An 18049-nucleotide genomic window follows, 5' to 3' on the forward strand; every position below is an offset into this window, starting at 1 on the left:
AGTCCGCCACGGGCACCTTGACTTCGCTTTTTTCCGACAAGTTCGGACTTTGGCGCGAGAATTGGTTATTTGTTTATGACAGATGCGAGACCACGCAGCGTCGCGGTCTTCTTGGGCGCACTTGCTCTTGCGGTCAATGGCCTCGCGGTTAACGGTTCATCTGCCATAGCGCAGGAACAGCCGGCCCAGGCCACGGCGGCGAAGAAGGCTGAAAAGCCGATCACAGAAATCCGGATCGGCTATCTGCGTGCTTTCAAGCCGCATCTGACGCTTTCCCTGCTTGACCAGCCGCCCGAGGACGAAGGCATTGCCGGAGCCAATGTGGCGATTGCCGACAATGACACGACCGGCAAGTTCCTGCGTCAGCATTTCACCCTCGACACGATCCAGATCAAGCCCGAGGACGATCCGGTCGCCGCCTTCAACCAACTGGTCGCCAAGGGCGACCGCTATGTGGTGGCCGATCTTTCGGCCAGGCAAATTCTGGCGATCGCCGACATCGCCCGCGACAAGGGCGTGCTGATCTTCAATATCGGCGCCACCGACGACAGCTTGCGCGAAGAGAATTGCCGCATCAACGTCTTCCACATCGCGCCGACGCGCTCCATGCTGGCCGATGCGCTGGCGCAATATCTGATGTGGAAGCGCTGGCCGAAATGGGTGCTGATCTACGGTTCGCATGAGGGCGACCATCTCTTTGCCAATGCGCTGCGCCGGGCCGCGTCGCGTTTCGGCGGCGAAATCCTGGCGGAGAAGGAATTCAAGGACACCGGCACGGCGCGCCGCACCGACACTGGCGCGGTGCAGATCCAGAAGCTGATCTCGACCTTCACGCAGGGGCTTCCCGATTACGACGTGATGCTGGTCGCCGACGAGAGCGAGGTGTTCGGCACCTATGTGCCATACCGCACCTGGATGCCGCGCCCGGTGGCCGGAACCACCGGGCTCGTGCCCTCGGCCTGGCACCCGGCCAGCGAGCAATGGGCCGGCATTCAGATGCAGAGCCGTTTCCTCAAGGCCACCGGGCGGCGCATGCTGTCCAAGGACATGCTGGCATGGACGGCGGTTCGCGTCGTCGGCGAGGCGGCCACCCGCGCCAAGGGCACCGATCCCGAGACGATGGACGCCTATCTGCGTTCCGACAAGTTTTCGGTCGCCGCCTTCAAGGGGCAGAAGCTGACCTTCCGCGACTGGAACCTTCAGCTTCGGCAGCCGATCCTGCTGGGCGACACCAGGTCGGTCATCTCGACCTCGCCGCAGGAAGGCTATCTTCATCAGGTTTCCGAACTGGACACGCTCGGCGTGGACAAGCCGGAAACCAAATGCGTTCTCAAATGAACCGAACGGGAGGAATTCAGGTGCGACCAAGAGCATTGATCCTGGCCATGCTTGCCGCCAGCGTCACCGGCGGCCCCGCCTTCGCCTATACCGCCTATGTCTCCAACGAGAAGGGCAATTCGATCAGTGTCGTCGACACCGACACGATGAAGGTGGTCAAGACGGTCGATGTCGGCCAGCGGCCGCGCGGCATCACCATCTCGCATGACGGCAAGTTCATCTATCTGTGCGCCAGTGACGACGACACGGTTGAGGTCATCGACACCGCGACCATGGAGATCGTCAGTTCGCTGCCGTCCGGGCCGGACCCCGAGCTTTTCGTGCTCTCGCCCGACGGCAAGAAGCTCTACGTCGCCAATGAGGACGACAATCTGGTCACCGTCATCGATGTCGAGAACAAGAAGGTGCTTTCGGAAATCCCGGTCGGCGTCGAGCCGGAAGGCATGGGGATAAGCCCGGACGGCAAGGTGCTGGTCAATACGTCCGAGACCACCAGCATGGCGCATTTCATCGACACCGAGACGCATGAAGTGGTCGACAATGTGCTGGTCGACACCCGGCCGCGCTATGCCGAATTCACGCCGGACGGTTCGCAGGTCTGGGTCAGCGCCGAGGTCGGCGGCACGGTCAGCGTCATCGACAACGCCAAGCGCGAGGTGGTGCACAAGATCACCTTCGAGATCCCCGGCCTCAGGGCCGAGACGATCCAGCCGGTCGGCGTCAATATCAGCGCCGACGGCAAGAAGGCCTATATCGCGCTCGGTCCCGCCAACCATGTCGCGGTGGTCGATACCAAGACCTACGAGGTGCTGAAATACATCCTCGTCGGCCAGCGCGTCTGGCATCTGGCGTTCACGCCGGACCAGAAGACGCTGATTTCCACCAACGGCAATTCCAACGACATCACCTTCATCGATGCGGCGACGGACGAGCCTGTCCAGTCGCTCACCGTGGGCAAGGAGCCCTGGGGGGTCATCGTCGCACCGAACTAGAGCCCGGTCCCGAAAAGTCGCAGGCTTTTCGGATCAGGCTCCATACCACCTGCCAAATTGCAACCAACGGGGAGAACATGATGAAATTTTGCACCGCCATCGCCTTGATCGCCTTTACGGGGCTTGGCCTTAGCCCCCTTGCGGCACATGCGGCCGACGATGACGATGATGCGCCGCAGCACACGCGTTCAAGTCAGAACGTGCCGGAGCTGATCATCGGCTCGAAAGATTCCAACTATGACGTCAACACCAAGGATTTCGAACTGATTGCCAACCAGGGCTATCGCTGGAAGATCACCTCCGAGGGCGGCTTCGAATACAAGTTCATGACCGATCTGTTCCGCAATGTCTGGGTCGACCAGATCGTCATCGACGATCTCGAGGTTCACATGGCCGGCGCCCCGGCCTGGCTGGAATTCGACGACAAGGGCACCATACTGGTGCAGTTCCATACGGTTCGGCCAGGCAAATACACATGGTCGGTGCCCGATCTCGCCGACAAGGGCGTCAAGGGAACCATAACCATCAAATAGCCGGCTTTCTTCCCGTCTTATTAATGGGAGGAAAGGAGCACTGCTTGCAGCATGTGAGAACAATCGACCGTGAAGGCAAACCGGCGGCGCTCGATGTCGCCGGCGTCAGCCATTTCTACGGCCATCACGATATCGCTCGCGCCAGAAGCATTGGGGGCATTCAAGTTTCCAGCGGCATTTAAGTCAGGAAAGCCATTCTTCGACCTTTGCGAGACGCGAAATATATCGAAGCACTGACCGGGCAGGGCGCAGTGGACGAGCTTATGGCTATTTCAGGTAGGCTTGAATATCTGGTTGATCGACACACTGCTTCCACGGTTCTTGTAGGGGCTCAAAGGGAATGGAGCAGCGGAGGAGGCGATATACCGCTCCTTTTTCCGGTATTCACATCTCTTCATGCCTTGCAAGATGTCCGAAGCGTTCCGCTGTCGGATCGTGAAGCCCACATTATAAGATGGGCAGACTGCCGCGATTTCACACGAACCGCAGCGTTAAGCTCGTACCAACGGCTGGGGATGCCTTCCGGATGATCGTCGGCGAAGAAGCTTTCGTCGAACGCAAGCTCGCCGGCCGGGCTTTGATGAAGGAACTCCTGACCCTGGTGCAACTGCAGCAGGAGGGTGACGCTATCATCGCCTCGATCGGCGGCTTCGACCTCGAATATTGTGGCCAGCGCTTCTGCAAGGACGGCTATCGCTACACCACCACGCTGATGCGCACTGCACTGGGGTTGGCCGATCTCGCGGCGGCCTGAGTAAGAACATTCCTTGCGGTGTGCAGGCTCGGCAGCTCCGCCGACATCATCGGGACCGCCAACGATGGCCAGTCTGGCTATGATCCCATCGGCCCGAATGTCCAGTCTGGACTGGCGCGCTCGGAGAATGTACGCAATCGGCCTCGATCCGCACGCGGACCGAATGACCTACGATCCGTAGAGGTTTGCTCACCAGCGCGGATTGATAAGCTATCTGAACGGGTGCGGTCTTCAAAACTGTGTGTCCACAACAGGCCGCTAAAGTGCGATCCTTGGAATTTTGACTTCTGCGGGCAGATAGCGGGACCACTATGTCGGTCAATCAAGCACTAATCGGTTCGAACCCTTCGTTGCGGGCGCTTTCATCTGAAACGCTTGATAATTTATCGGCCAAGGCCATCGTTCGCCGCCTGGCTCATGGGGAGCTGTGGGTTTCACGCACCGAGCGTGCGAGCGGCATCGCCATCATTGTGGAAGGAGGACTACGCTCAACTACCTTCACGGCTGAAGGCAAGGAATATGTTTTCTCGATTATGAAAAAGGGCGATATTTGGGGCCTCGTATCGACCATCGACGGTGTGCACAATGCCAACGATGTTTATGCCCATGGCGACACCACTATTCTCACCATCGACCGGCGGACCACGCTGGTATGCATGGAAGCGCATGCAGACTTCAGCCGGTGCCTGATGGAAATCCTCTGCCATCGGCTGCGCATGGCCAACAAGGTTCTGGAGGATCGTGCGCTCCAGCCGATCGACGTCAGGCTGGCGCGATTGCTTCTCAGCCTTCGCGGCAATGCCGGTTCTGGAGCCCATCCCGACGAAGTCCATATCACGCAGGAGATGCTGGCCAAGATGCTGGGCTGTACGCGCCCGACCGTGAACAGGAAACTTCAGGAGCTCGAGCTCGACCGGGTCATAGAGTCCTCATATGGGTACATCCATATCAGGGACCTCGGTCGGATAATGAAGTTATCCGGCCAGAGCGATTATTTCTATTTCTGAGGCGCCTATTCCGGAGCCTGGGGAACAGGGTTGCCGTCCGCCAGCCACAGATCCCAGTCGGCGCCGTTCAGATGCTTATCGGCAAACATTGGGTTTTCCGCGGTCGCATCCTCAGGCCGACCGAGCTGACCGCAGCCGGTTACACCCTTGATCGAAGCATCGCGTCGTGGATCGACATAATCCTTGAACCAGGCGAAGAGCTGTTCGCGCAGCGCCCCGAGACGATTGTCCAGGGATGGATCGTCTATACGATTCACGCGCTCTTCCGGATCATTGGAGAGATCGAACAATTCGTGCGGACCGTCCGGGTAGCGATGGACATATTTCCAGTCCCTTGTGCGCACCATCCGTACCGGCCCGTATTCGTCGTAGACCACCACGCCGCCAGTGTCGGGCAGCGAGCCGCCGGTCAGCAGCGGCTCGAAGCTGCGGCCGGGCTTTTTGTGGGTCGGCTGTTCGCTCAATCGGGCATAGTCAAGCAGGGTCGGAAAGACGTCATAGCCGCTCAGCATATCGTCGCTGACGATTCCGGCAGGGATGCGGCCGGGTTGGGCGATGATGCACGGGACTTTGATCGAGGTGTCATACATGTTCTGCGGGCGCGTGCCGTTGCCCTTCCCCCAGATGCCGTGGTGACCGCAATTCATGCCATTGTCGCCCATAAAGATCACGAGCGTCGACTCCGTCAGCCCCTGCCGCTCGATCTCGGCAATTACATTGCCGATCGCCGCGTCCATCGCCGTCACGGAGGCAAAGTAGCCGATCAGGCTCTCGCGGCGCTGTTCATGGCCCTTGCTGATAGCGGCCGCGCCGCCAGCGAAGTCGGGATGCGGCGGCTCTTCCGGGCAGGACAGGAAGGCGCAGTCCTCATAGAGATCAGTGAATTCCTTGGGGTGCGAGTCGATCCAGGGATAGTGCGGTGCCGTGAAATTCAGGCTGAGCCAGAAGGGTTCCGGCCGTCTCGCTTCGTCAGCTATGAACGTGGTCGCACGCGCGCCCAGCTCTGCGGTGATATAGCCGGGCATGGTGATCGGCTGGTCCTCGTCCACCATCGGCGCATCGTAGTATGGTCCCATGCCGGATTGGTGAGCGAGCCATTTTACGAAATTGGCGCGCGGCCGGTCACTTGCGCCCAGATGCCACTTTCCGATCAACCCGCACCGATAACCGTTGTCGGCGAAGACATCGGTCAGCAGCCGCTGGCCCGCCAGGTAGTCGATCCGCCCGTCGCCCATGCTGCCGACGCGGATCCAGTCCTGCACGCCATGGCGGGAAGGAATGTCGCCCGTCAGCATCGAGGCGCGCGCGGGCGAACATACTGGCGACGTGCAGAAGAAGTTCTCGAAGCGGATGCCGGCAGACGCCAGCTGGTCGAGCACCGGCGTCTTGATTTCGCTGTTTCCGGCACAGCCCAGTGCCCACGCGCCCTGATCGTCGCTGACGATGTAGAGAATATTGGGTCGACGGGGGTCTCTGCTAGCCATGCTTGCTCCTGCAGCCGCAATTCGGCCGGGAGCAATTTGGATTTGGCTGCCCATTCCGGTCAATCGTGGCGCAACGGCAAGATTGTAAAGTCGCGAACATTCTCGCATCACATTTGCTGCAAGGGTATGCAGACGGAGCGCCGGAGGAGAATGGCAGTGACCGCTCATCGGCATGCCGGGCGCAAGGCGGCGCGTGCCGTGAACCAGGGAGGTGAATATGAAGATCAATCGTAGAGTGCTGCTCGCTGGAGTCGCGGCGGCAGCCGCTATTGCCGGAGCGGGTCCAGGACATGCCCAGTCTGCCGGGAAGACGCTCAATATCGGCTTTTTCCCCGTCGTCTCGCCGGTGCCGATCATGCAGGCGCAGAAGCAGCTGGAAGCGAAGGGCTATACTGTAAACTGGGTGCCGATCAGCCAAGGGCTTCCCGGAGCCGCCAGCGCGCTTGCCGCAGGACGGCTGGACATGAGCTGGGGCAACAGCGTCTCGGCCGTTGTTATTTTCTCCCGGTCGCCGGAGTCCGCGCAGTTCGTCGGCCAGTCCTTCGTCAACGCCAACGTGACTGTCGTGGCCACCGACAGCCCCATCAAGTCGCCCGCCGAGATCCAGAACAAGAAGGTGGTTGTCAGCGGCCCGAAAACGGCTTCCACCCTGTTCTTCAAGATCGCGCTCAAGAAAGCCGGAGTGGATCCCGACGCAAACGAATACTTCGTTTCGGGCACCGGACCGGGAATGGTCGGCGTGCTGGATTCCGGTGGCGCGGAAGTCGTCGCGGGTTATGTTCCTTACGTTTCCGACATGGTGCTTAAGAAGATAGGCCGTGTTCTGTTTACGGGTTCCGACGCGATCGGGCGTGCCGCCCCCGGTGACGGTTTTATTGCAAGCACGGCCATCATAAAGTCGAATCCGCAGGCGGTGAAGGATGTGCTTGCGGCGCAGGCGGCGGCTACCGACTACGTCAAGTCCAATCCCGATGAGGCCTACAAGATGATGGCAGAGTTCGCCAAGGTCGACGAGGAAGCGGTGCGCTACTCGTTCGAGAACAATCTGATCGGCGTTGCCGAATCCTATGTTCCCGACATGGAAGGGATCGTCGAGACGGTGCAGGTCGCGCAGGAACTCGGTTTCGCTCCCGAGGGAGTCGATCTTCCCGCATACGCCAAAACATTCAACAACGTCGATCTGGCGAGCGAGGTCGCCAAAGCCCGCTGACGGCAGCTTTCACGGGATATCGACGATGGCAGGCTGGCCAACCGATCGCGCACCCATGCGGCGGATATCTCCAAAGCCGTTGCTGCTGGGTGCCGCCGGCATAGCTGGCCTGCTGGCTTTCTGGACGCTTATGGCGTTCTGGCTGCGGGATGGAGGAGGGGTCATCAGCCGGCTACCTACCCCCGCTGCCGTCGCCGCCGAGTTGCTGGAATATGCCGGCGCCGATCTGTGGCGCGATCTTGCTGCAAGCCTTGAGGTTTTCCTCGCCGGCTGGGCCATAGGCTGTGTTGGCGCGGCTGTCTGCGGCATCATGATCGGGCGCTCGCGCATTTTTGCGGGCCTGTTCGGACCGGTGATCGAGGCGTTGCGGCCCGTCTCCAGCATTGCCTGGGTGCCGCTCGCCGTCGTCTGGTTCGGTTTCGGCTTTACCAGCAAGATTTTCCTCGTCGGCCTGGCTGTCTTCCTGGTGGTGGTGGTCTATGCGATCGACGGGTCACGCCGTATTCCGGGCGATCTGGAGCGAACCGCGTCGATGCTCGGCATGACGCCGATGCAGCGGTTCGGCGCGCTGGTTCTTCCGGGAGCCATGACGGAGATCCTGATCGGCGCACGCGTGGCGCTGATGTCCGGCTGGGGTACGGTGATCGTAGCGGAACTGGTTGCCGCCGATTTCGGCCTGGGGGCTCATCTGATTTCCGTACAGCAAAGCTATGACGTGGCGGCGGTCATGGCGACGATGGTCTGCTTCGGCATCGCTGGCTTCATCATGAACGCCGCCTTCACCATCCTGGAAGCTAGGCTCATTCCCTGGAGAGCCGAATGAGCCGGATGCAGGTCCTCGACCGTCTCGTCCTGCCGGTGATCGGCGCCGCCATCGTGCTTGGCATCTGGCAGGGCACCATTGCCTATTACGGACTGGCGCGCATCGTGCTGCCGACGCCCCTGGAGGTGGCGAACACGCTCTGGAAACTGCTCGGCAATTCGGGGTTCTGGCATGATATCCAGATCAGCCTGAAAGAATTCTTTCTTGGTTGCCTTATCGGCTGCCTTCTGGGCATCGCCGTCGGCGTCCTCGTCGGCGTGCGGCAGGACGCGCGCATGGTGCTCGGCCCCGTCATCGAGGCGATGCGTTTTATCGTACCGTTCGCCTGGATACCGCTCACCGTGCTCTGGTTCGGAACCAGTCTTACGGGCAAGGTAGTCCTGGTTGCCTATGCCGTTGTCTTCATCATGATCGTCACCACCGCGAGGGCCATTGCCACCGTCGAGCCGACATTGATGCGGATCGGCGTGATGCTGGGCATGCGGCCCTGGGAGATCGCGCTCAAGATACATCTGCGCGCAGCGGCCCCCGCCATAGCCAGCGGTGCGAAAGCGGCCGCGGCGGTCGGCTGGATTGCCGTCGTCGCTGCCGAATATATTGGCGCCAGCGCGGGCCTTGGCGTCATGATCACCAATGCGTCGATGTCGCTCGACACGTCCACCGTCATTGCGGGAATGATCGTGATAGGCATCATCGGTGCGGTCGTGAGTTGGCTGATCGGCGTCATCGCCGGCGCCTGGCTGAACCACTAGGAGGTTCCATTGTCGTCGATCAGCCCAAAGACCGATGAAACGACCTCGCCGCAAGAGGCTCGCGCGCACTCCAGTGGGCTGGCATTCGAGGAAATCTCCCATGCCTATGTGGCTGCCAACGGTACGACGCCGGTTTTGAGGAATGTCAGCTTCGCGGTGGAGTCGGGGCAGGTCGCCTGCGTCGTCGGCCCCTCCGGTTGCGGCAAGAGCACGCTACTCAGTCTGGCCGCCGGCCTGATGGAGCCGACATCGGGATTGACGCGATGGAAGGGTAGGTCGGTCAAGCCCGGGACCAATCCCGATCTGGGCATGGCCTTTCAGCAGCCGGGTCTGTTTCCATGGCTGACCATTCGAAAAAATGTCGCGATTGGCCTCACTACGCGCGGCATGGCGCGACACGAAGCTGCGAAGCAGGCGGACGAGATGCTGGAAACGGTCGGCCTGTCCGGGTTCGGCGATGCCTATCCCAGGCAACTCTCCGGCGGCATGGCGCAGCGCGTCGGCATTGCCCGGGCGCTGGCGCTGCGCCCCAAACTCCTGTTGATGGACGAGCCTTTTGCTAGCGTCGATGCCTTCACGCGCCTCAAGCTGCAGGCCGAGTTCAAATCGCTGCTCAAGCTCGACAAGCCGACAGTGCTGTTCGTTACCCATGACGTGTCCGAGGCAATCCTGCTCGGCGACATGATCGTCGTCATGTCACCGCGTCCAGCAAGCGTGCAGAAGATCATTCCCATCGCCAGAGAAGATCGTGACCGCGCGGGACCGGGCTACGCCCGCAAGATGACGGAAGCCCTGCAATGCCTGGGCGTCGAGACCAATCTCAGCGGCAACTGAGGGCGTGCACGGCGCGGCCGGAGCCAGCAACCGTTACCATCGTCAGGAGGCATTTGGCATGGAAGGTTCTCCCTGTTGTGCACCGCGCCGCAACCCGGCACGTGGCGACGCCGTGCAATCGACAGATTTCAGGCGGTCCTGTGGCTTGGACAAGAAGCACATCGTCTGGCTAGGCGGCGGACGCAGCTATTGCGGAACGGCGCGGCCAACCATCAAGGGCGACGGCGAGGAGTACCGCTCCGTCCGGGTCCAACCCTTCGGCATCGATCGCTTCGCCGTCACCAATGCCCGCTTCCTGGCGTTCGTAGAGCAAACCGGCTACCGAACCGAAGCGGAGGCATACGACTGGTCCTTTGTCTTCAAGGATGCACTCGATCCTGTGACACGTGCCTCCACCCGGCGAGTGGCCGAGGTTCAGTGGTGGCACAAGGTCGACGGAGCGAACTGGAAGCGTCCTGCCGGCCCGAAATCGTCGATAGATGAAGTCATGGATCATCCTGTCGTGCATGTCAGCTGGAACGACGCCGTCGCTTTCGCGGAATGGGCCGGAGGTCGCCTGTTGACGGAAGGTGAATGGGAGTTTGCCGCACGGGGAGACAAAGATGTTGTCTACCCGTGGGGCAATGAGGACTCGCCCGAGGATAATCCCCGTTGCAACATCTGGCAGGGTAGTTTTCCCGACCGGAACCTCGCAACCGACGGCCATGAGGGAACGGCGCCAACGAACGCTTTCGAGCCCAATGGCTATGGCCTCTACAACATGGTCGGCAATACGTGGGAGTGGTGCACGGATCCGTTTCGCGTCAAATCCCTGGCCTCTGCCGGCAAGGCACGCAATGCCATGGCTCGCCGGGAAGGGGAGAGGCTGTTGAAGGGCGGCTCCTTCCTATGCCATCGCAGCTACTGCCACCGTTATCGTATTGCGGCTCGCATGGGGCGGTCGCCGAACTCGACCACGTCACACATCGGTTTCCGATTGGGCTACGACGGGCGGTGATCCCGTGTCAGCGGGATTGCTTGGGTTGCAGCTGGGGTCGGCGATGGCGCGACCCCGCCACCTGGAGTTGGAGGCCAGCATCTGATGATGCGACCGCTCTCCAATGATCTTCGTGAGCGTGTTGTTGCGGCGGTTGGTCCCGGCGAGAGTCGCCGATCGGTCGCGGCCCGGTCTTGGCGCTCCGACCGGATCCGCTGGGCTGACCATCCGGTTGTGGGAGTCTCCGTTGGATAGCTGCCACCCGACAAGTAACCGCCTCCGGTTATTCCGAATGAAGCCTATCGGGCGATGGCAGCCGCTTGCGGCATCGCGCGATAACAGCCTAGAGTGCAGCTAGGCGGTGGGGTCTCGACAATAATGCAGAAACTTGTTCAGGGGCCCACGACTGATCGATGCACGAAAGTCTGCAGATCGCCGCAGCCCATGTCCGGCTGAGCACAAATCTCCTCCTTCGTTTTGGCGCGCCTCTAAGCGCCATCTGGATGGGCAGTATCCTGCTCAACATCCTGCTTCTGCGCGGCGCGGTCGAGCTTGGTCTCATCAGCCGGTTCGCAGGCCTGATCGCGCTTGCTCCGATCATATTGCTGCAACTCGTCGTCTTCGCGGCGATGTTCATCATACTACGCGACGGCTTGCCCCTGTTGCGCCGCAGGCAGAGCCAGACCAAAGCGGAAGTCATCGAGGCGGAAGAGACATCCCGTGACGGCGGCTTTTTCGCCGGTGCGCTGCTTGCCGTGCTCATCCCTTTCTATGGCTACTATGCCGGCTGGGGATTTCTGTCGAACACGTTGCGCGACTATTCGAAGCTATTCCTCGACACCCAGAACCGCCGGATCGATTTCCTCGCGCCGGACAGAGGACCAACAGCACTAGAGGTACAAAGCTCGTGGTGGATCGTAGCAGCCGCGCTGCTCATCTGGCTGTTGCGCCGTTTAGCGAAGAGCCGGCACAAGAAGACCGGCAATCGCTTCTGGCCCCTGTTCATCGTGGCCTGTGAAACGACATGGGCGCTGCTCGGCCTCTATCTGATTTCAGGCTGGCAGGACCAACTCGTGGCGTGGCTCGCCCAATTACCTTCACCGAAAGAGCTTCTGGGTTTTCTGATCCCGGCGGCGGGCGCTGAAGTAATGAGCCCGGCTGTGCGCCCCATCGACCGGCCGCCCGAATTCCAGCTCTTTCAATGGCTGAGCAGGCTGTTCTGGTATTCGGCGCTGCCGCTGGTCTGGTTCAATCTCGGCGCCATTATCTACGGTCACGATCTGAACATGATGACGGACACAACCCGGCGCATGACGGGCGGCGCGCTGGAGCGCTGGAGCGGCCTGCCCAAACCGCTCACCGATTTCATCGGCTATTTCTGGGGTGCCACGGTGAAGCGCTGGCACGCTGTCGTCAACGGCGTGATGCTGGCTGCCTCGGCCGGCGTGGCGCTCACGGTCTCGGTCATCGTGCTCTGGCGCTTTGTCGATTATCTTGGGCGCTGGGCGTGGATCGGGGTGTCACAGCTTGTTGGCCCACAGGACACACTGGTGTGGCGCCTGGTGCAACAGCCGCTCAACCTTCTGTTTGGCTATCCGGGCCAGACGCAGACAGGGCTGATCGTCGTCGTCGCGCAGTTCTGCATTCTGGCGGCAGGGTTGGAATTGGCCGGACGCGCGCAACAAAAGGCAACATCAACGGTTACTCAGCCTTGAATTCGCGCACCTCTGGCTTGAGTGGGAAAGACAGCGCGGCAGGCCGGGTCCCATAACCCGAAACGTGCAGGCTCAGATTGTCGAGCGCGGATTTAGGCAGGCGATAGATCTGGTCGTAGGTGGTCGGGCTGTTCTCATTGATGTTCGCAAAGCCGCAAAAGCCATGATCTTTCCTATCGGGCGCCAGAATTTCGATCGCGCCACGAATGAACCCATACAGGGGAAGCCACTTCCGCCCACTTGTGTCCTGCACGCTGACAAGGCAATCGCCCCACGATCTGGCATCGGCCTCCGATCCCAGAAGAGCGATGCGCACGAAGAGGAGCGACCGGTCCGATCCATTGTCCAGTACAGATGCCCGAATTTCCCGAATGCCGACGCGAATGCCGCCGAGTTCCCCTTCATCGGCATTGACTCGCACCACATTCCATTCCCGCTGTTGGGAAAGTTCCTTGAAGTCGGACCATCCGGCCAGAACAAGCGTCACCACGAACAGAACAGTTGTAACGCCGAGCCAGCGCAGGTTCTTCATGGCTTGAGCCTCAGCATTGTCTGCTTGCTGGGCAAGGTCGCTGGTCCGGCATAGTGCACGGCATTATCCAGCACCGTCCAGGCCCTCGGGAGAATCCCCAGCTGCCCGCCGATGATTTCGTCTTCGGGAACCTCGAATATGGCAACGGTTCGGTCGGTCAGCCCCGGCTGGAATGTTGCTTCCGAAAGGATACGCGGTGCGTCTTCGAGCCGGGCGGATTGGTGATATTGCCGTCCGGTCGCGCCAAGCCAGATCGGGATAAGTCTCTGTGATTCCGATTGCGCTGTGACGGAGAGATCGACGACAAGAAAGGTGGCAGACGTATCGCGCGTAACATCCTGGCCGAACTGCGCGTAGGAAATGGTGCCGGCTCTGCGGAAGCCGATCAGTTCGGCAGTGAACTGGCGTCCCTGTCCCGTTCCGCCTTCATCAGCGAAAAGAGCAAAAGGTTGGAAACTGCTATTATAGTCCGGAACCGTGCTCACCATCGTTGCGAGCGCCGACCCGCCGAGCAACACGGTCACCAGACTGCCGAAGGTGTTCATGTGCCCTTCTCCGGCCTAGCCTTCAAGATACCGGTTGGATAGTGCCCCAGCCAGCTTGCCTTCGCGTACAGGTTGTCGTTGAGCTTGAATTGCTGCGCGTTGAACTCGATCGAGACGTCCTGCTCGCGCCAATCCTGCGGCACCTTCCAGACGAACGTGACCGCCTCGCGAATGCGCGGCTCAAGTTGTTTCAGGTAATGATTATCGCGCACGAGATTGACCTTCGGATCCGGAAACTTCGCGCCGCCCGATGAGAGTTCAGGCGGCCTCTCTGGAATACCGAAGATTGCCGCCTGGCTTGAAGCGGTCACATTCTCAAGCAGGCCCGTGAGGACCAGCTTGCGCTCACCCTGCTCTCTCCCAGGCTCAATAGTCAGCTTCTGCGGAGTAAAGATGGCGCGGCCAGCCTTAACCGGCTCCCCGAAGGCAATCTGTGGCGGCGCATCCGGGATCCGGGCATCTTCCACCTTCATCCACCACGTCACGGCAATGGCGGCAAGGACACCGATCGTGGCAAGGACACGGACGCGAAGCTGGCGGGCTGTCGATCTCAGCGAATATCTGGCCATATCGTCCAATCATGCACTTCCCTCAGGAGATCGTCAAACTGGCCAAGGATACGTTCGGGCGGGTCGACGTCATCTTCCTGAACGCTGGCCTCATGCCGAACTCGCCGCTATCGGCGTTGAAGACCGACGACTGGCACCAGATGGTCGACGTCAATATCAAGGGTATCCTCAATGGCGTCGCGGCGGTGCTGCCTACATTCACCGAGCAGAAATCCGGACACATCGTCACAACCTCCTCGGTTGCCGGGCTCAAGGCCTATCCGGGTGGCGCGGTCTATGGCGGCACGAAGTGGTTCGTGCGCGACTTCATGGAAGTCCTGCGCATGGAGTCGGCCATGGAGGGAACGAACATCCGCACCGCGAGTGCGGTGTACATCGTCAGTGCAGTTATCACCCTATGCGCGGCAACTATTGCCTTCGGTCTCCTCAATAGGACCGTTCCGACAAACTGACGACGTCGGCGAAGGCTGTTGAGACGAAGGTGTCACCGCCGTGCCCGACGCGCCCCTCTTCGAGACACATCTGGAATGCAGTGCATATCATGTATCTGCTGATGAGCACCTTTCATGGGAGCCCATGGGTGGAATGCTGCGGGGAGCCGGCGGAGACCACGGATGGTGGTCTCGTCAGGAACAGCGACAAAGAGACCCGCGGATGTCGGCACCGACGGCGGTGATGCGTCCTTGAAGCATTACTATAGGCCCGGTGCCCCGACAGCAGCGGCGCGCCGATCGTACAGAGGAGAAGATCCCATATGGCGAAGCTCGTCTTTGCACTGAACCAATCGCTGGACGGTTATGTCGATCACGACCACATGGCGTTTGCACCCAATCCCGTGCTGTTTCGTCATTTTATAGATGACGTGCGCGGCCTAGCCGGCAGTGTGTACGGCCGCCGCATGTACGAGGTGATGCGATACTGGGACGAAGACCACCCCGAGTGGGACGAGGCGGAACGGGACTATGCGGCGGCATGGCGAAGCCAACCGAAGTGGGTCGTGTCGCGTTCGCTGAAGTCTATTGGCCCGAACGCCACTCTTGTCGACGATGATATCGAGGCGGCAATACGCGGGCTGAAAGCCCGGCTCGATGGGGTGATCGAGGTTTCCGGACCAGAGCTGGCGGGAAGCCTGACAGATACGGGCCTTGTCGATGAATATCGATTATACATCCATCCGGTTGTGCTCGGCGGCGGCAAGCCGTTCTTCGCGGGGCCGCGGCCTCCACTGCGCCTCGTGGCGAGCGATCGCATTGGCGAGGACGTGGTCAGGTTGACGTACGTTCCAGCGTAGCCACGGTGATATGAGCCCGACAGGCCGCTGAAGGGCAGCTTTTGGGTCGGTCGAAGCAGCCCTTGGTGTCGGCCATAGCGTCGGAAACGGGCGCCGGTGTCTGCTAACCTTCAACAGCAGCTAATCGATCCTTGTTCGCTGAAACCGGACTGTCTGAATACGTGAAGAGTTTCGGGCGCCGGCAGGCGTACGAAAGTCCCCGAGGAAGGAACCCGCGGGGCACAGTCGACGGCTATGGGGATTTCGATCTGCGGCCGATGTCGGTGATGATGCTAATGCCGCGGGAAAGCGCTGAGGTGGATGCAGACAGGCCGCTTCGTTGCTCCTTCGCGCGGTATTGGCGGCCCGGAACTGGTTCGGACGGAGCCATGTCGGCGGCGAGATTGGCGATAGACGCGGGCGGGTCCGTTACCGGAGGCGGGGCGCCTGCGGCTGAAGGATCGACCATGCCATGCCGGATCATGGAGCTTTCTCCCGGTTCGTGGCGGTTGTATCGGGCGGCCCGCGTGGCTGCCTAAAGCGTTCGAACGTCTCGATGATGATCATGCGCCCGCCACAGCAGCGGCATGGCGGCCGGAAGTCGTCCGGCACGCCTGATGTGTCGTCGTCAGGCGGCGCGGCGACATCCAGGAGTTCGCGGGCGAGCGCGAGACTGGCCTTGCGGGCGGAGCCAGCGAGCAGGCCGTAGTGCCGGATGCGGTGGAAGCCGCGCGGCAGGACATGGATCAGGAAGCGGCGGATGAACTCATCAGCCGCGAGCGTCATCACCTGCTGCCGGTCCGCGCCATTGCGGCGATAGTCCTTGTATCGGAAGGTGACGCCTCTCTCATCGATGGCGATGAGGCGGCTGTTCGAGATCGCCACACGGTGGGTGTAGCGCGACAGGTAGGCGAGCACCGCCTCCGGGCCGGCGAACGGCGCCTTGGCATAGACGACCCAGCGCTTATTCCTGACAGGAGCAAGGTGGCGCAGGAAGGCTCGGCGCTGGGCCAGGTGCGCCAGCGATCCGAAGACGGCGAGCCGGCCAGCGTCGTGCAGCGCGACCAACCGGGAGAGGAATAGGCGGCGGAACAGCTTGCCGAGCACGCGCACCGGAAGCAGGAAGGCCGGACGTGAGTTGATCCATCGGCTTCCGTCCGGCGCGATGCCCCCGCCCGGCACGATCATGTGCACGTGCGGATGGTGCGTCATCGCCGAGCCCCATGTGTGGAGCACGGCGGTGATGCCGATGCGCGCGCCGAGGTGTTTTGGATCGGCGGCAATCGTCAGCATCGTCTCCGACGCCGCCTTGAACAGCAGGTCATAGACAGCCGTCTTGTTCTGGAAGGCGATGTCGGCGACTTCGGCCGGCAGCGTGAACACGACGTGGAAGTAACCGACAGGCAACAGATCGGTCTCGCGCTCGGCGAGCCATGCCCGCGCAGCAGCGCCCTGGCACTTCGGGCAGTGCCGGTTACGGCAGGAGTTGTAGGCAATCCGCCACTGGCCGCAGTCCTCGCAGGCTTCGACATGCCCACCAAGGGCCGCGGTGCGGCAGTTCTCGATCGCCGACATCACCTTCAACTGGTCGAGGCTCAGATGTCCGGCATGGGAGATCCGATAGGCAGGACCAGCAGCATGGAAGATATCGGCGACCTCAAGCGAGGCCCGCACGGCTCAGCTGTCGGGCGCAGACTCTTCCATTTTGAACAAGCCAAGCCGATCGAGCGGACTTGTCACCGAGCGCACGGTACGTGTCGCAACCTTGGTGTAGAGAGCCGTGTTGTTCAGCTTGGCGTGACCGAGTAGCACCTGAATGACGCGGATATCGACGCCGTCTTCCAGAAGGTGGGTGGCAAACGAATGGCGCAGCGTATGCAATCCGACCCGCTTGTCGACGTCGGCCTTCCTTGCGGCTTCGACCACGACGCGGTGAAGTTGGCGTGTGCTGATGGGCCTCAGCGTGTTGATGCCCGGAAAGAGCCAGCCGTCCCGCCGCATGACGCCCTGCCGGTGGCCGACTTGCCACCATTGACGCAAAAGCGTGAGCAGATCCTCTGACAGCATGGCGTTGCGTCCACGCCCGCCCTTGCCGCGCTCCACTCGCAGGAGCATGCGCTCGCTGTCGACGTCAGCGACCTTGAGCGAAGCGACCTCGGAGACGCGCAGTCCCGAGCCATAGGCAACGGCCAGCGCCGCCTGATGCTTGAGACAGGTCGTGGCGTCGAGCAGGCGCGTCACTTCCTGACGGCTCAGAACCACCGGCAGTTTGCGCGGCTGCGCCAGCCGCACGAGGCGGCGGGCAAGATCAGGGCGATCAACCGTGGTATTGAAGAAGAACCGCAGCGCTGACACAACGCTGTTCATCGTCGGCACCGGGACACCCTCGCTTTGCTGCCATATCTGGAAGCGGCGCAGATCATCCGCTGACGCCGTATCGGGAGACCGCCCGAGAAAGCTGGCAAGCCGTCCGATGTCGCGGAGATAGTTGCGTTGGGTCTCGTGCCCGAAGTGGCGCAGGTTCATGTCGTCGATCAGGCGTTGACGAAGCGGGCTGATCGTGGGCGAGTTCGGTTGGTTGTGCATGGTCAGGCTCCTTGTTGAAGAAGCCCGTCATGCTCTGCCCGCGCCGAGCGACGCTCAATGCAGAGCGCGATGGTCGCCCTGTACCTTCTACCTCAGTCGCACGCGCCTTCCCGCGCAGCGGGTTCGTTC

19 protein-coding genes and 1 pseudogene are annotated in these 18049 nt (G+C 61.2%); 14 read left to right on the forward strand and 6 right to left on the reverse strand.

Translation table 11 applies throughout. The features are described from left to right. Positions 1 to 75 precede the first annotated feature (75 nt). From BFN67_RS18455 to BFN67_RS18475, 6 genes and pseudogenes are all read left to right on the forward strand, one after another. Complete coding sequence (locus BFN67_RS18455) at positions 76 to 1338, forward strand: ABC transporter substrate-binding protein (RefSeq protein WP_080919901.1); 1263 nt, start codon at positions 76 to 78, stop codon at positions 1336 to 1338. A gap of 47 nt (positions 1339 to 1385) precedes the next feature. Then, positions 1386 to 2330 (forward strand): YVTN family beta-propeller repeat protein, encoded by a 945-nt coding sequence (locus tag BFN67_RS18460; protein ID WP_245295248.1) that lies wholly within the window; start codon positions 1386 to 1388, stop codon positions 2328 to 2330. A 77-nt stretch (positions 2331 to 2407) separates the two neighbouring features. Further along, positions 2408 to 2863, forward strand: coding sequence for a hypothetical protein (locus BFN67_RS18465; RefSeq protein ID WP_245295245.1), 456 nt, complete (start codon positions 2408 to 2410; stop codon positions 2861 to 2863). A gap of 44 nt (positions 2864 to 2907) precedes the next feature. Then, entirely contained in the window at positions 2908 to 3045 is a 138-nt protein-coding gene (locus BFN67_RS24395; RefSeq protein WP_158083533.1) for a hypothetical protein, read from the forward strand. A gap of 311 nt (positions 3046 to 3356) precedes the next feature. Further along, positions 3357 to 3584: pseudogene (locus tag BFN67_RS18470) on the forward strand (hypothetical protein); the annotation flags it as partial. A 344-nt stretch (positions 3585 to 3928) separates the two neighbouring features. Then, a complete protein-coding gene (locus BFN67_RS18475) occupies positions 3929 to 4624 on the forward strand; it encodes a Crp/Fnr family transcriptional regulator (RefSeq protein WP_080921015.1) in 696 nt (231 codons plus the stop codon). A gap of 5 nt (positions 4625 to 4629) precedes the next feature. Here the strand turns inward: BFN67_RS18475 and BFN67_RS18480 are convergent, their stop codons facing one another. Further along, positions 4630 to 6162 (reverse strand): sulfatase family protein, encoded by a 1533-nt coding sequence (locus BFN67_RS18480; RefSeq protein ID WP_245295333.1) that lies wholly within the window; start codon positions 6160 to 6162, stop codon positions 4630 to 4632. A 163-nt stretch (positions 6163 to 6325) separates the two neighbouring features. Here BFN67_RS18480 and BFN67_RS18485 point away from each other — a divergent pair, with 163 nt between their 5' ends. From BFN67_RS18485 to BFN67_RS18510, 6 genes are all read left to right on the forward strand, one after another. Further along, positions 6326 to 7318, forward strand: a complete 993-nt coding sequence (locus BFN67_RS18485; RefSeq protein ID WP_080921017.1) for an ABC transporter substrate-binding protein — start codon at positions 6326 to 6328, stop codon at positions 7316 to 7318. A gap of 25 nt (positions 7319 to 7343) precedes the next feature. Beyond that, complete coding sequence (locus BFN67_RS18490; protein ID WP_158083534.1) at positions 7344 to 8141, forward strand: ABC transporter permease; 798 nt, start codon at positions 7344 to 7346, stop codon at positions 8139 to 8141. Next, on the forward strand, positions 8138 to 8893 hold the full coding sequence (locus BFN67_RS18495; protein ID WP_080921019.1) for an ABC transporter permease: 756 nt from the start codon (positions 8138 to 8140) through the stop codon (positions 8891 to 8893). The genes BFN67_RS18490 and BFN67_RS18495 overlap by 4 nt, the downstream gene beginning before the upstream one ends. A gap of 9 nt (positions 8894 to 8902) precedes the next feature. Continuing rightward, positions 8903 to 9727, forward strand: coding sequence for an ABC transporter ATP-binding protein (locus tag BFN67_RS18500; RefSeq protein WP_080921020.1), 825 nt, complete (start codon positions 8903 to 8905; stop codon positions 9725 to 9727). A gap of 145 nt (positions 9728 to 9872) precedes the next feature. After that, entirely contained in the window at positions 9873 to 10724 is an 852-nt protein-coding gene (locus tag BFN67_RS18505; RefSeq protein WP_245295332.1) for a formylglycine-generating enzyme family protein, read from the forward strand. 392 nt (positions 10725 to 11116) lie between these two features. Further along, a complete protein-coding gene (locus BFN67_RS18510) occupies positions 11117 to 12418 on the forward strand; it encodes a hypothetical protein (protein WP_080921022.1) in 1302 nt (433 codons plus the stop codon). On the opposite strand, the gene BFN67_RS18515 is transcribed toward BFN67_RS18510, so the two are convergent. The 3 genes from BFN67_RS18515 to BFN67_RS18525 are packed head-to-tail and all read right to left on the reverse strand — an operon-like array spanning position 12405 to position 13968. Then, positions 12405 to 12950 (reverse strand): hypothetical protein, encoded by a 546-nt coding sequence (locus BFN67_RS18515; protein WP_080921023.1) that lies wholly within the window; start codon positions 12948 to 12950, stop codon positions 12405 to 12407. The genes BFN67_RS18510 and BFN67_RS18515 overlap by 14 nt on opposite strands. Continuing rightward, positions 12947 to 13495, reverse strand: coding sequence for a hypothetical protein (locus BFN67_RS18520; RefSeq protein WP_080921024.1), 549 nt, complete (start codon positions 13493 to 13495; stop codon positions 12947 to 12949). The genes BFN67_RS18515 and BFN67_RS18520 overlap by 4 nt, the downstream gene beginning before the upstream one ends. After that, a complete protein-coding gene (locus BFN67_RS18525) occupies positions 13492 to 13968 on the reverse strand; it encodes a hypothetical protein (RefSeq protein WP_139789247.1) in 477 nt (158 codons plus the stop codon). Before BFN67_RS18525 ends, BFN67_RS18520 begins: the two co-directional genes overlap by 4 nt. Before the next feature lie 107 nt (positions 13969 to 14075). Between BFN67_RS18525 and BFN67_RS18530 the strand changes: the two genes are divergently transcribed. Further along, positions 14076 to 14516, forward strand: coding sequence for an SDR family oxidoreductase (locus BFN67_RS18530; protein WP_342587456.1), 441 nt, complete (start codon positions 14076 to 14078; stop codon positions 14514 to 14516). A gap of 302 nt (positions 14517 to 14818) precedes the next feature. After that, the gene (locus BFN67_RS18535) at positions 14819 to 15355 is read left to right on the forward strand and encodes a dihydrofolate reductase family protein (protein ID WP_080921026.1); all 537 of its coding nucleotides are present in this window, start codon (positions 14819 to 14821) and stop codon (positions 15353 to 15355) included. Between the two features lie 459 nt (positions 15356 to 15814). Here the strand turns inward: BFN67_RS18535 and BFN67_RS18540 are convergent, their stop codons facing one another. Both BFN67_RS18540 and BFN67_RS18545 read right to left on the reverse strand, forming a co-directional pair. Then, complete coding sequence (locus BFN67_RS18540) at positions 15815 to 17008, reverse strand: IS91 family transposase (RefSeq protein ID WP_080919263.1); 1194 nt, start codon at positions 17006 to 17008, stop codon at positions 15815 to 15817. Between the two features lie 3 nt (positions 17009 to 17011). After that, the gene (locus BFN67_RS18545; protein WP_080919264.1) at positions 17012 to 17920 is read right to left on the reverse strand and encodes a tyrosine-type recombinase/integrase; all 909 of its coding nucleotides are present in this window, start codon (positions 17918 to 17920) and stop codon (positions 17012 to 17014) included. Between the last annotated feature and the right edge of the window lie 129 nt (positions 17921 to 18049).

It is taken from the genome of Manganibacter manganicus (genome assembly GCF_002075885.1).
Classification (GTDB): domain Bacteria; phylum Pseudomonadota; class Alphaproteobacteria; order Rhizobiales; family Rhizobiaceae; genus Mesorhizobium; species Mesorhizobium manganicum.

Coding starts and splice junctions, on each gene's coding strand:
- BFN67_RS18455 (WP_080919901.1), top strand. CDS start 76: ATGACAGATGCGAGACCACGCAGCGTCGCGGTCTTCTTGGGCGCACTT.
- BFN67_RS18460 (WP_245295248.1), top strand. CDS start 1,386: ATGCTTGCCGCCAGCGTCACCGGCGGCCCCGCCTTCGCCTATACCGCC.
- BFN67_RS18465 (WP_245295245.1), top strand. CDS start 2,408: ATGATGAAATTTTGCACCGCCATCGCCTTGATCGCCTTTACGGGGCTT.
- BFN67_RS18475 (WP_080921015.1), top strand. CDS start 3,929: ATGTCGGTCAATCAAGCACTAATCGGTTCGAACCCTTCGTTGCGGGCG.
- BFN67_RS18480 (WP_245295333.1), bottom strand. CDS start 6,162: ATGGGCAGCCAAATCCAAATTGCTCCCGGCCGAATTGCGGCTGCAGGA.
- BFN67_RS18485 (WP_080921017.1), top strand. CDS start 6,326: ATGAAGATCAATCGTAGAGTGCTGCTCGCTGGAGTCGCGGCGGCAGCC.
- BFN67_RS18490 (WP_158083534.1), top strand. CDS start 7,344: ATGGCAGGCTGGCCAACCGATCGCGCACCCATGCGGCGGATATCTCCA.
- BFN67_RS18495 (WP_080921019.1), top strand. CDS start 8,138: ATGAGCCGGATGCAGGTCCTCGACCGTCTCGTCCTGCCGGTGATCGGC.
- BFN67_RS18510 (WP_080921022.1), top strand. CDS start 11,117: ATGCACGAAAGTCTGCAGATCGCCGCAGCCCATGTCCGGCTGAGCACA.
- BFN67_RS18515 (WP_080921023.1), bottom strand. CDS start 12,950: ATGAAGAACCTGCGCTGGCTCGGCGTTACAACTGTTCTGTTCGTGGTG.
- BFN67_RS18520 (WP_080921024.1), bottom strand. CDS start 13,495: ATGAACACCTTCGGCAGTCTGGTGACCGTGTTGCTCGGCGGGTCGGCG.
- BFN67_RS18525 (WP_139789247.1), bottom strand. CDS start 13,968: ATGAAGGTGGAAGATGCCCGGATCCCGGATGCGCCGCCACAGATTGCC.
- BFN67_RS18530 (WP_342587456.1), top strand. CDS start 14,076: ATGCACTTCCCTCAGGAGATCGTCAAACTGGCCAAGGATACGTTCGGG.
- BFN67_RS18535 (WP_080921026.1), top strand. CDS start 14,819: ATGGCGAAGCTCGTCTTTGCACTGAACCAATCGCTGGACGGTTATGTC.
- BFN67_RS18545 (WP_080919264.1), bottom strand. CDS start 17,920: ATGCACAACCAACCGAACTCGCCCACGATCAGCCCGCTTCGTCAACGC.